8 protein-coding genes are annotated in these 13,234 nt (G+C 48.3%); 2 read left to right on the top strand and 6 right to left on the bottom strand.

The annotated features are described in order from the left end of the window. Positions 1 to 374: 374 nt before the first annotated feature. Entirely contained in the window at positions 375 to 1,886 is a 1,512-nt protein-coding gene (gene bdpA, locus L2713_RS02350; protein ID WP_011717784.1) for a BAR domain-like protein A BdpA, read from the bottom strand. Positions 1,887 to 2,115: 229 nt separating this feature from the next. Next, complete coding sequence (locus L2713_RS02345; protein WP_248966778.1) at positions 2,116 to 3,468, bottom strand: MATE family efflux transporter; 1,353 nt, start codon at positions 3,466 to 3,468, stop codon at positions 2,116 to 2,118. A 420-nt stretch (positions 3,469 to 3,888) separates the two neighbouring features. Here L2713_RS02345 and L2713_RS02340 point away from each other — a divergent pair, with 420 nt between their 5' ends. Continuing rightward, positions 3,889 to 5,433: an MFS transporter gene (locus tag L2713_RS02340; RefSeq protein ID WP_248966777.1), complete on the top strand. Its 1,545-nt coding sequence runs from the start codon at positions 3,889 to 3,891 to the stop codon at positions 5,431 to 5,433. Positions 5,434 to 5,574: 141 nt separating this feature from the next. Here L2713_RS02340 and L2713_RS02335 read toward each other — a convergent pair whose 3' ends face one another. Next, a complete protein-coding gene (locus L2713_RS02335; RefSeq protein WP_248966775.1) occupies positions 5,575 to 6,096 on the bottom strand; it encodes a DUF3087 domain-containing protein in 522 nt (173 codons plus the stop codon). A gap of 346 nt (positions 6,097 to 6,442) precedes the next feature. Between L2713_RS02335 and L2713_RS02330 the strand changes: the two genes are divergently transcribed. After that, entirely contained in the window at positions 6,443 to 7,219 is a 777-nt protein-coding gene (locus tag L2713_RS02330; RefSeq protein ID WP_248966774.1) for a substrate-binding periplasmic protein, read from the top strand. Positions 7,220 to 7,256: 37 nt separating this feature from the next. Here the strand turns inward: L2713_RS02330 and L2713_RS02325 are convergent, their stop codons facing one another. The 3 genes from L2713_RS02325 to L2713_RS02315 all read right to left on the bottom strand — a co-directional run bounded on the left by L2713_RS02325 (position 7,257) and on the right by L2713_RS02315 (position 13,105). Continuing rightward, positions 7,257 to 8,354 carry a CobW family GTP-binding protein gene (locus tag L2713_RS02325; protein ID WP_248966773.1) on the bottom strand — a complete coding sequence of 366 codons (1,098 nt, stop codon included), beginning with the start codon at positions 8,352 to 8,354 and terminating at the stop codon, positions 7,257 to 7,259. A 123-nt stretch (positions 8,355 to 8,477) separates the two neighbouring features. Next, positions 8,478 to 9,863 (bottom strand): DEAD/DEAH box helicase, encoded by a 1,386-nt coding sequence (locus L2713_RS02320; RefSeq protein WP_248966772.1) that lies wholly within the window; start codon positions 9,861 to 9,863, stop codon positions 8,478 to 8,480. A 212-nt stretch (positions 9,864 to 10,075) separates the two neighbouring features. Then, on the bottom strand, positions 10,076 to 13,105 hold the full coding sequence (locus L2713_RS02315; RefSeq protein ID WP_248966771.1) for an EAL domain-containing protein: 3,030 nt from the start codon (positions 13,103 to 13,105) through the stop codon (positions 10,076 to 10,078). Positions 13,106 to 13,234: the final 129 nt, after the last annotated feature.

The raw sequence follows: 13,234 nt of genomic DNA, 5'->3' as shown, positions 1-13,234 counted from the left end.
CACGGAATTGGGCAAAAGCTTTTTAGTTGCACGAACAGTTATAGGGATACTTAGAATTGGCAATGTTGTACCAGTGACCTTCTACAACAAGGATGTTTTAGTAGAGCCTCAGGGACGGTTTTTATTAAATTAAAGGATGGTGTGTCACTGGGGAAACAATGACAATTCATCCTACACTCTTGACGACTAGTAAATTGAGCCACTCATGTTAAATCAAGTAGATAATACACTTTCGGTTTGCATAAAACACAGTCAGATTAACATGGCTGATTAAACGATCACTTCAGTAAATTACGCATATAAAAATGGCAGAGAAAAATTCTTTCTCCGCCATTTATATGAAAAAGCTCAATCTATGTCTCTACAACAAGCCGCTACATAAAGGCTTTCGTAAAGGCTTCTTTCGATTGGCGAATATAGTTGCGTGCACTTTGGGCATGTTGTTCCCATACCGCCCTATCGCTGGGGTCGGTGAAGGGGTTTTGCTCGGCGGCAATCGAGCGCTCGAAGCGATCGTAGAAGGTTAACATCGCCGAAGTAATTTGATTGAAACGCTCTTTAAACTCCTGAAACTCATCCATTTTTTCAGTAGTTTTAATCATGTACTGCACCAGCTCGGCATTGCTATTAGCGGCTAATAAGGCATCGGCCTTGGCGCTGATATTGGCATTCACGTCGGCCATAATCTGCGCCCGCGTTTGCTCATCTTTACTCATCACCTTACTGTAATTTTCGGGTGTTCGGGCAATGCTGGCATGTTGCAGGTAGCTACGCAGATGCTTATCTAAATCCTTACGGAACGTATCTAAGTTCTTCTGCATATTGACTAAATCGTTATCGAGCGCCGTAACCTGTTGTAGCTCTTTCTCGATTTCAGCCATAAAACGCTCGGCCTGCTGATAAATCTTAAGGCCATTTTCCTCGGCAAACTTTTTATCACTGCGGCTTAAGTCGCTGTTGTCATAGTTTGAGCGGTCAAAGGTGGCCGCGAGGAAGGATTTAAAGGGTTCGGCAAATGCCGAATAAGCGCCCGCACTCACCACATTTAAAGTGGCGGTGGCTAAGTCACCAAAGGGTTTGACCATAGAGCCTAAACGCGCCTGTTGGATCGGCGATGCCACCCGCTTAGCATCGGTTAAGACCGACCTAAAGGTGTTATAACCCAATGGGTTAGACATTTTATTACGTTCAGAGGTCGCTAACACAAAGGTGATACTCGAGTAAATCGCATTGGAATATTCGAGGTACTGTCTTTGGCTTTCGAGCTGGGCGGCGTAGTTTTTACCTAGGGTTCTAAAGGATTCAGCCTGAACCTCGTAGTTTTTGTCTTCTTTAAGCTTATCTAAAATACCACCAATGATTTTTTGCTCGTTCTTTTGCAGCGCAATATCGAGGCGAATTTTATCTAGGGTTAAGTCATCCAAACTAATGGGGCCATTAATGGCTTCGATATCGAGGCGAATGTATTGGCGGCTCGGATCGTCAATCGACACCCTGTGGGCCAAATATTCGGTAGTTGCTGGGGTGATATCAATCAGCGCCACATGCTGCCATTGGGCATCCAGCTTTAATACCGGCGATGTGAGTACATTAATCCGATATTGGGTTTGGATATTTTGGGTCTTGACCCAGAACTCCAATAGGCCCGCTTCGGAGACAGGGAATTTACTGACGATACTGCTATTGCCTTCGGCACATAACAATGCGCTCTCACCACTGTGGGGCTCTGCGCCCTCAAATTGGCAGCCCATGATCCAAGACCAAGGTTGGGATAAGCGGTTACCCTCAAAATCGCTAGCAAACACTAGCTCATTATCCTTGGCACTGGCATTAACACTGGTTAACACGCCAAACAACAGCATAGAGATGACTGCAGCGGTGCGCATAAGAGCCTCATAAAACATAAATAACAAACGACGAGCCTGAAAAAAGGCCCAGAATTCTATCTTATCCGCACGCTTTTACCGTCAGTCGGCAGCCGTATTTTAGTATAAAAAACATACTAAAAACTGCGCTAAATTTAAGCTGGGATTAAACCAGCGAAATGTAACAGAGCGCATGCCGACACGCCAGTACTAAGTCGGTTTCAAAGGTAAAGATAATGCGTAACCAACATCAGACTTTAGCGTTTACTTGAAGCCGCCCCATTGCGATAAACATCCAAATCACCAGCATAGTGCTACAGGTCGCGAGCGACACCCACACGCCAATCACGCCAAAGGCCCAAGCAAAACAATAGATAATGGCGGTGATAAGCAGCAGTTTCGCCCCTGTGAGTATCGATGCCTGCTTAGAACAATTTATCGCTTGGAAGAAACTGGCGCCCACAAGAATCAAGCCTTCCATAGGTAAGCCCCAGAAATACCAACGCATTCCTTCAATAGCGACCGGCGTTAAGCTTGGGTTGTCACCGGCAAACAGGTACACCAACCATTCGGGGCGGGAATAAATCAACACTAAGCCGAGTGCGGCGGTGAGTAGGGTCATGCCAAAGGCGATATTGCGAGCCTGTTTAACCCTATCGAAGCGCCCTGCCCCCGCATTAAAGCTATAAATCGGTTGAGTACCGAGGGCAATGCCTTCAAAAATCAGATAGAAAAACGCTTCGGTGTAACTCACAACCCCGTATGCCGCCACATGCAGAGGACCACCGACCCATAAAAATGCGGTGTTATGCAGGGTCAATACAATCGACAAATACAGGTTCATCAAAAAGCTTGGCAGGCCAACACGGGCAATATTGAGGCAGTTGTCGAGCTTTAGCTTCATCTGCTCAAGATTGATTTTAAGCTGTGTGCGCGCCCCAAAGAAATGCTGCAGGCAGAGTAAACCAGTCACGGCCTGGGACAACATGGTAGCAATCGCCGCCCCAGCCAAGCCGAAGGGAAACACCACAATAAACAGCCAATCTAAAAAGGTGTTCAGCACACCACCTAAAATCAGCACAAAGGTCACCATAGATGGGCGACCGTCGTTACGCAGCAAGGTGGTGAATGCCATTGAAATAATAGGGAAATGACATAAGGCAAAATACCAGAACAGGTATTCGTTAGCGTTTTCGAGTATCTCCCCCTCGGCGCCGAGGGCAATTAAAATATCCCGAGAAAAGATCCCGCCCACTAAGGCAAAAAATGCCCCTGCCAGTAAACACAAGCTAAAGGCATTGCCGAGCAACTTGCGCGCCTTGGCAATATTACCTTGCCCTAAGTTAATCGAGACTAACGCCGCGCTACCCATGCCTATCATGGCGCCAACTGCATAGAGAATCGCGCCCACGGGATAGGCCAACATCATGCCCGCTAATCCGGTTTCACCGAGATAATGACCGACGAAGATACCATCAATGGTGACATACACCCCAGTCACCAGCATGGAGGCGATCGTTGGAATGGTATAGCGCCAGAAAAGCTTAGCAATCGGCTCTTGCAGCAGGCGTTGGTCCGTTTCGGCAGCGGAAATAGCAGTCATAACCTAATCTCACAAAATAAAGGCAGAGTGCGCACTCAGATTGTTCTGGCGGTATTCACTTAGATAAATAGAACGATGAACAAAAATGCGGCAGTGGATTGTACCTAAATTTTACCTTAATACCAATCGCGTTTAACGGGATAAACTTGTAACAAAAACTAATAAGCACAATACCTTACCGCTAGCACATATTTACTCCGCGATTGCAACAAGCAAGCATCACTTAATAACAGATGTGGTGAAAGTCATCATTTTTCACTACTTTTTTGGTATTTAACCCTTAATTAGGTAAAGTGTAGGCTTAAATTGCCCGAAATCGGTTAATTATTACGGCGTTATTTGCCCAAGCAATTGCGTTAACCATTTAATTAATAATGAATTAGTGGAATTAAATTCAATAACAATAATAAAGGGAAGGACATGAGTCACAGCAGTCCAAATGCAGAGAATGATCTGCGCGAAGTCAAGCAGTTAGGCATGTGGGCCTCGATCACTAGCCTAAGTTATATTTTTTGGTTAGTGGGCGGGATGGAGCTGGTCGAGCGTATCGCCTATTACGGTGTCAAAGCCAGTGCGGGCTTATACGCCAAAGCCCCCGAGTCGGCGGGCGGTCTGGGGATCAGCCTCAGCGACTATGGCATCATTATCTCGCTCTGGGCCATTATGCAAACCTTTGTGCCCGTATTTACTGGCGGGATTTCAGATAGGGTTGGTTACAAGGAAACAATTTTCGGCTCAACCGTGATTAAAATCATGGGCTACCTGACCATGGCGTTTTTCCCCACCTTTTGGGGCTTCTTATCGGGGGCGCTGTTACTCGCCATCGGCACTGGGATATTTAAACCCGGTATTCAAGGCACCTTAGTGCTCTCCACCAATCGCAATAACACCTCCATGGCCTGGGGGATATTTTATCAAGTCGTGAATATCGGTGGTTTCTTAGGGCCATTGGTTGCCGTGCATATGCGCCAGCTTTCTTGGGACAATGTGTTTTATGCCTGCGCCGCGATTATCTCGCTAAACTTCTTATTCTTATTGACGTATACCGAGCCGGGTAAGGCCGAGCGCATTGCGCGCAATCAGCAAATTAAATCCGGCGAAATTAAGCAAGAAGCGCTCTGGCGCGACGCTTGGCATGAGCTTAAAAAGCCTATCGTGATTTATTACATGCTAGTTTTTGCAGGTTTTTGGTTCCTCTTTAACGCCCTGTTCGACGTACTGCCGATCCACATCTCCGAGTGGGTCGATACCAGCGTGATTGTCACCAGCCTGTTTGGTAGCGAAGGCACCAGCAACGGCATTTTACAGTTCTGGCTCGGGTTAAATAACGAAGGCACTAAGGTGATGCCAGAAGGTATGCTGAACCTCAACGCCGGCCTGATTATGACCAGCTGCTTTTTAATTGCCGCACTGACCGCCAAATACCGCATCACCACGGCGATGCTGATTGGCTGTTTACTCAGTATCTTAGCTTTTGTGTTTATCGGCGCCTTCCATGCCGCTTGGTTTATTGTGCTCGCGATTGCCATGTTCTCTATCGGCGAGATGATGATAAGCCCAAAGAAGAACGAGTTTATGGGTAACATTGCCCCCGAAGGTAAAAAAGCCATGTACCTTGGCTTTGTGATGCTACCGCAAGGGATTGGTTGGGGCTTAGAAGGTTATTTTGGCCCTAAACTCTATGAGATTTTTGCCTCTAAAGAGTTGTTCTCACGCGAGTTATTACTCGATCGCGGCATGAGTTCAACGGATGTGAATGCCATCCCGCAAGGGGAAGCCTTTACCACCTTAGTCAGCTTTACTGGCGAAAACGCCCATGATCTGACTCAGCTGCTCTACCACAGCCACAATATCGGTATGGCTTGGTATATTATCGCCGCGATCGGCACCATTTCGGCTGTAGGGATTTATATCTATGGTAAGTGGTTACTGTCGCTACAACGGGCGCAGCAAGCGGCGCACTAATGGATTGAGGTCTTTAGGGGCGCATGTTCTGCCCCCAATAGACTTATATAAAAAGTAAGTTCTAAAAAGTAAGTTCTAAAAAAGTGAGTGTGTAGGCACTCACTTTTTTATTGGATGTGACAATGCTTGGCACAAACTCCACTAAAAGCCCGCTAACAGCGCTACTTCAAATTGCTCGGCCGACAGGGTTAATCCCAGGTTGTTGCACTGCTCTTGCAGTTGATTTAATTCTTTATCGACGCTGGATAAGGTCAAGGTATTATCATCGAGCAGATAGACTTGGCGTAAACTGGTGAAGTAGAACAGCAATGTAATCAACGCATTTACATCATTAGTCGCCGCCACTGCTCGGATCTTATTCAACTTACGATAAATGCGATTTTGCAGCTGCTTTAACTGCCACACGTAATAGATTTCTTTAAAAAAGGGCTGAGTCTTAAGCTGATACACTATCGCGCTACAGAGCAACACCGCCAGAATCACCCCGAGTAGATTCCAATGGAAATTCCCCGTCGGCTCACCGGGCAGAGCCTCGACACCAAAAAGCGCAATCAATCCCGCCCCAAAACTTAAGGATAAAACAATCAGCCCCAGCACTAAGGCCACCATAAACAGGTTCATATTGCTGCGGTAAATCGTTTTATCGACTTGCTGTAACTTCATCGGCTCACTTCTTATCGAAAAATACCCATTGGCGGCGCAGCATACCTCAGATTGCTTGAATCTGCCTGAATATCCGCGCCTTTCATCTATAGCCAACTCAGTGCGATACAAATTGAAACAGGTATAACCAGATAAGCAAAATAAGTAAAATAAGTAAAATACCAATTAATTTATCCGCTTATCTTCCATTTAAAGAAACACTCTTATCCCGTATAGTCATTTTGCAAACTGCGAGTAAGCATAAAAATCGGTGTACAATTTGCCAATATTGAGGAAAAAGAACATTTACCTAATAACTACCTCAAAATTGAACTAAATTCCTATAGTCGTCATAAAGGAACCGTCAATGGCATGTAAAAGAGTGCTTATCGCTTGCAGCCTTTTTATTCTCTCGAGCCTGTGCCCACCCGCACTGGCGGAGGAGCTGCTTGCCGTAGGTACCTCGTTTAGCCAGATTTTTGAACAAAATGCCAAGGGCGAATACAACGGCTTAGCTGTAGATATTCTGAATCGCTTTGCCGAACGCCAAAAAGTGACGATTCACTATCAACTTGCGCCCTGGCGCCGCGCCCAAGCTATGGTAGAGCGAGGGCAAGCGGATATCCTAATTGGCCCCTACATTTCAGAAGCTCGTCAGAAAGTCTTAGCCTTTTCGTCCCTCGCCTTTTACCGTGACGACATCGTCTTTTACGCCAGAACCCATCATCCCACGCCTTGGGATGGCAATTACGCCAGTATCCGTGGCCTAAGAATTGGTAAAATGCAGGGTTGGAGTTACGGCTATCTGTTTAATGAGCGCACTAAGTCGCTCACCATCAATGAATTTGCCGATCTTAAGAGTGGTATAGAGCGCTTATCCCGTGGCGATCTCGACCTACTTGCGAGCAATGTCCGTAATACTGAGTCGCTACTGGCGCAAATCAAGATCCCACAGGCCATCATGCCACTTTCGCCCACGATTGATACTCAAGATGGCTTTATGGCTTTCCCGAAATATGCTCAATTTCAACCGCTTCTGGAGAGTTTCGATCTGTTTCTGCAGGACATGGTACAAAGTGGTGAATTAGCAAACCTCGCTAAGGCGAGGGGCGTGTCTATCCCAGATACTATGCTGACCGAGTAGCACGACGCCCCACTGCAGATAAAATGGCGCACTTAGCCTAGCGCGCTAAACAGCCCAACAAACCTTGCTCAATCTCATCCCAATTGAGCGCTTGGGTCGCGATCATTTCTAAGCGTGAATCTAGGCTATCGTCCAGCTCAGTCACCGCCATATCGCCATCACTCCAATTGATCCCGGCAATGCCATCGCTGGTGATCATCACAGCTTTTAGCCGTAAAAGTGCAGAATGGCCTTGAGTCTGCGCCGAGATAAACTGCATGAGTTTATCAAAATCAAACTCTTGCATTGGCTCAACGACCCAGCCGCAGCTAAAGCAGCCTTCACCCTGATTGTGCTTACGCACTAGGCCGCGCGCATCGAATTGAAAGGTTTGCTCGCTAACGTCTTCGGCAAAAACACCCTGCAACCCTAAGCTGTCGCGAGTATTTCGCAAGAGACTTGCGGATGTTGTAACTGCTGTAAAAGCTGAGGATTTGCCATTCGAGGCTTTTTGACGCCGTGGCTGTATAAGGCCGTCGAGCAAGGCTTCGGATAATCCCTTTGTCGCACAGTGTTCAATCACACAGGTATCACTCAGCTTTAACTCATTCAGATATTGGCTTAAGTCGTCCGCCAAGTGCCCGCCCTCTGCCGCTTCAAACTCGGGGTATAAATCGGTTTTCGTGGTGACTATCATATCGGCGACGTGCAACTGCTGGATAAAATTGTCGTGCCCACGGTAGCGTTCATCCCGTAATTTGCGGGCATCGATAAGGCATAAAGTGCTCTGCAAACTGATGACATTTTGATAATGGGGCGCGCTAAGCACTTTGATAATCTCGTTGGGATGCCCAAGCCCCGTCGGCTCAATCAGCAATCTGTCGGGCTTAGCACGGGCGATCAGTTGATTAATGGCGACTTGAGTCGGTACCCCTGCGGCGCAGCACATGCAGCCACCCGCCACCTCACGTATTTGTACGCCGCTGTCGCTGGCATCCATCAACCCAGCATCAATCCCGACTTCACCAAATTCATTCACTAATACCGCCCAGGTTTCGCCTTCGGGTTTGGTCTTAAGGAGCTGTTTAATAAGGCTAGTTTTACCTACACCTAAAAAGCCTGTGATGATATTGGTGGGAATGGCTTTGACTATCATGGACGACACTCTCATGGCAACGAACAGAATTGAGGGCACTCGAGTGTAGGGATTATCCCTTTAAAGCTCAACAAAAAGCGCGCCAATGGCGCGCTGATAAATGGATAAACCGATACAGAGGGATTATTTACCCTTTTGAGTATTCGGCTTATTTTTGGCGTATTTACCTTCACGGGCAGGCGATTTACGCGCCCGTGCTTGGCTTTCGCTCGATTGACCAAATCCGGCGTTGCCGCCAAAGCCGCCCTTGCCCCGCGCACCATTAGCTTTAGTGCCATTGCCGCCTGCGCCTTTGGCCCCCGTATTGCGACTGCTCTTGTAATTCCACTTAGCGGTCTTAGTGGTTGCCGTCGGCGCCTCACGGTAACGCGCAGGCAACGGTGTGCCTTCCTCGTAACCGGGCTGTACCGTCACAGGTAAGGTTTGGCCAATCAGGGCCTCAATCTCAGCTAGCATCTCATCATCTGCTGGAGACACAAATGATATCGCGCGGCCCGAGAACCCCGCACGGCCAGTGCGACCAATACGGTGAACATAGTCTTCCGCAAGGAATGGCAATTCGAGGTTAATCACTAAGGGCAGCGCCTGAATATCTAAGCCGCGCGCCGCCACATCGGTCGCCACCAGCACCCGCAGTTTGCCCGCTTTGAAATCATCGAGCACACGATTACGCGCGCCTTGGGTTTTATCGCCGTGGAATACGCCCGCGCTGATCCCATCGAGGGTGAGTTCCTGCAATAAATGTTCGGCGCATTCCTTAGTGCTGGCAAACACCAACACCTGACGCCAATTGTTGCGCCCGACAAGCTCTGATAATAACTCGGCCTTGCGGCGTTTATCGACTCGATAGATCAGCTGCTCAACCGTGGATGCCGTGGTATTTTCGGCCACATTGACCCACTCGGGTTGATTGAGCATCTTATGGGAAAGCTGCTTGACCGCATCGCTGTAGGTGGCTGAAAACAACATGGTTTGATGCTCAGTCGCGATAAGGCGTTTTACCTTTTCAATGTCACGCACAAAGCCTAAATCGAGCATGCGATCCGCTTCGTCGATCACTAAGGTGGTCACACTCGAGAGATCTAAATGGAACTGGCCAATAATGTCGAAGAGTCGCCCCGGCGTCGCCACCAGAATATCCACGCCCTGCTCCACCCCTTTACGCTGGGGATTCATGTTCGCGCCGCCATAAACGGCTAAGGTTTTCAGGGGTAAAAACTGACTGTATTTCTGAATGTTAGCGCAAACTTGAATCGCCAATTCCCGGGTCGGCGTCATCACCAACGCCCTAAGTAAAGGCTTATCATTTGGCTGCTTTGACAGTTGCTCAAGCACGGGTAAGGCAAAGGATGCGGTTTTGCCCGTGCCCGTTTGGGCGCAGGCCATAATGTCTTTTCCTTCGAGCGCGAGGGGGATCACCTGCTGCTGCACTTGCGTGAGCTGCTGATAGCCACACTCAGCTATCGCATTCAAAATAGGGGAAGATAAGCCGAGTGTGTCAAATTTCATAAAAGCTCTTTTTGTGAGTGCGAAGTGTTAATGCAAAACCGATAAATGCTGCTTGGTTCCATAAAGTGCGACGTCGTTAGCGGCTTTATCAACTGCTATTCGAATCAGACGCTATATGCCCTTTACGGGGCCGCGGAGTCTAGCAAAATTTGCGGCGCATTTATAGGCAAAAGATAGGCATCAACTCAAGGCAGCGTTCACGCTATGCTCGCCTATGCCTCTTTCACCAAATGCTGACGCGCAAATTCGGTAGCACTCACAGGCTTAGAAAATAAATAGCCTTGGCCATAGTCGCAGCCCGCATTGAGCAGCACTTGGCGCTGCGCCTCGGTTTCGACCCCTTCGGCGATCACTTTCATCCCGAGTTTATGGGCCATAACGATAATCGCCTCGCACAGGGTTTGGTCGCTTTCATCCGTGTCGATATTGCGGGTAAAAGATTGATCGATTTTTAAATAATCGATATCGAACTTCTTCAAATACGCCAAGGAGGAATAGCCCGTACCAAAGTCGTCCAAGGAGACTTGTACACCCGCGTCCCGATAGGCCAAGAGTTTTTCGGTCACGCCCATACTGGCATCGAGGAGTAACCCTTCGGTGATCTCGACGCACACCCCTGTACCTGTCACATCCAATTCCTGCAGTAACTCGAGCCAATTGTGCAGCAGCGTGCCTTCATCGCGGAACTGGATGGGTGATTTGTTGACACTGATTTGAATTTCAACCCCAAGGTTTTTACGCCACTGAGCGCTTTGACGCGCCGCCTGCTCAAAGACCCAGTTGCCAATCTCGACAATCAGCCCGGTATCTTCAGCGACGGGAATAAATTCCGCAGGGGATACATAACCCCGCTCAGGGTGAAACCAACGCAATAGCGCTTCGGCCTTAAGCACCTCGCCCGTGGTCATGGTCACTATCGGCTGGTAGTGCAGTTCAAATTCTTTATTCAACACGGCTTGGCGCAAATCTTGGATTAAGCGCATCCGATATTTGGCATATTCCTGCATCGAAGGGGTGAAGTAATTGAAACGATTGCGGCCCTGATCTTTCGCCGCATACATGGCCTGATCCGCATGTTTGAGCAAACCTTCTATGCTAGTCGCATCATCGGGATAAAGGGTGATCCCAATACTGGCGCTGATATAGGCGGTTTCCTCACCCAGCACATAGGGATCGGCAATACGGCGTAAAATGTGTTCGGCGACCCGCTCAATGCCCTTGTGATCCTCCATGCCGCTGAGTACCACAGTAAACTCATCCCCTCCGAGGCGAGCCACCACATCGGTATCCCGCACGCAGGATTTTAAGCGACTGGCGGTTTCAATCAGCAATAGATCCCCCATGGCATGGCCAAGGGTGTCGTTCACTTCTTTAAAGTAATCCAGATCGAGGAACATCAAGGCAAAGTGATTGCGATTGCGATCGGCACTCTTGATTTCGGCGCCCAAATATTCGAGCAACATGCGCCGATTCGGCAAGCCCGTGAGCGTGTCGTAGTTAGCCTGTTTCCAGATCAAATGCTCGCTCTGTTTTTTATCTGTGATATCGGAAAACAGCGCCACACGGCGATAGGGTTGACCATCTTTATCGTTAATGGTGTTGATGGTCAGCCAAATAACGTACTCTTCATTGTTCTTACGTCGTTGGCGCATTTCCCCCTGCCACTCGCCTTTTTCGCGAATTTCATTATTCATCTCGGTATAAAAACCATGGCCGTTGAGATCGCAATAAAGCATGCGAATATGCTGGCCGCGAATTTCCGATTCACTATAGCCAGTGATCTCGGTAAAGGCGGCGTTGACTGTGATAATAACGCCCGTTTCATCAAGCACACTCATGGCTTCAGAACTGTTGTCATAGACCAATGCTGAGAGCTTTAAAGATTCTTCAATAAGCTTGGCCTCGGTGATGTCCGTATAGGTACCACACATTCTTAAGGCATTGTTATTGGCATCGCGGCTCACCACTTTGCCCGTATCCAAAATCCAGCGAATATCGCGGTTGAGGGTTTTCAAGCGATATTCCATCTTATGCTGCGGCGTTTCTCCGCGAATATGGGCCTCGATGGAGTGCAGCACCTTGGGCCTGTCTTCGGCGACAATCGAGTCCATCCATTGGCGGCTATTGGCATTGAGCATGTCGATATCGCAACCTAGGATATCGGCGCTGCGGGCGTTACGCTCGATATGGTCATTACGGATATCCCAGTCCCAAACGCCCAAATCGCTACTGCTTAACACCAATTCAAGTTGCTCACGACTGGCGAGCACTTCCCTATCGGCTAGAGTCTGTGCGGTGACATCTAAGTAGCCCGCAATCACCAATAACACCTGATGGTTCGCGCGCTTACAGGCGACCGTCATATGGGTATACACAATCGAATTATCTTTGGCGATAAAGCGTTTATCCATCTCATAGTTATCAATCTTGCCCGCGAGCATGAGTTCAAACTTGACGATATCAGCCTCGACATCATCGGGATGGGTGAGCTGTTTCCAGGTCATATGCAGCAGCTCATCCTCTGAGTATTTCAGCATCTGGCACAGCCTTGGATTCACCTTGATCCACTTTTGGTCAACGCCGGTAATAGCAATCCCTATGTTGCCGACGTTAAATTGGCTGCGGAATAAAAAATCATCCTGCAAACGGATCTGCTCGTCACGTTCCAGCTCAAAACGGCGGGACAGCAAACGGCTCAGTAGCCAAGTCGCGAGGGGATAAATGGTTAGCACAGGCAGCATGATTTTTTGCAGCACGGGAATGGCAACCTTGTCCGGCAGCAAAAAGAACCACAACAACATAACGATGTGGACAACAAAGGCAAAACTGAAGATTTCTCTGCCCGAAATATTGGCAAGATAGGACTTACGGTATTGGCGCCATATCACCCCAATCAAGCCCGAGGACATAATCACACCTAACCCCACCCACATGGCGGCGCCGCCAATACTGTAACGATAAATTCCGGTGATAATCACCGCCACCACAGTAGGCAAACCACCAAAAAAGAGGCCGGTAACACATAAGAGTACTGAGCGAGTATCGAAGATAATGCCGGGTTCGTACATCCATGGGGTACTCATAATCGTGACGCCTATGCCACCTATGAGTAATCCGATCCCCAGACGCCACAGCAGAAAATACTGCCGCTGATGCTTTTTAGGAATCGCATCGTACAAAAATACCAAGGCGAGCAGTAACGCCGCATTTTGTACTAAGGGTAAGAAAATGCTTTTATCCATGGATGTGGAAGCAACTCCAAAATGAGGGAACGGATTATCTTACGAAAACTCTCCCTCACAAGTGTAGCAGAATTGCTTACAAATCATGATCTAATTACAGGGGCTTGCCGACAAAATCTTGCCTTGGTA

It is taken from the genome of Shewanella seohaensis (assembly GCF_023283775.1).
GTDB classification, from domain to species: Bacteria; Pseudomonadota; Gammaproteobacteria; order Enterobacterales; family Shewanellaceae; genus Shewanella; species Shewanella seohaensis.
This window is presented reverse-complemented; position numbering and strand designations above follow the sequence as displayed.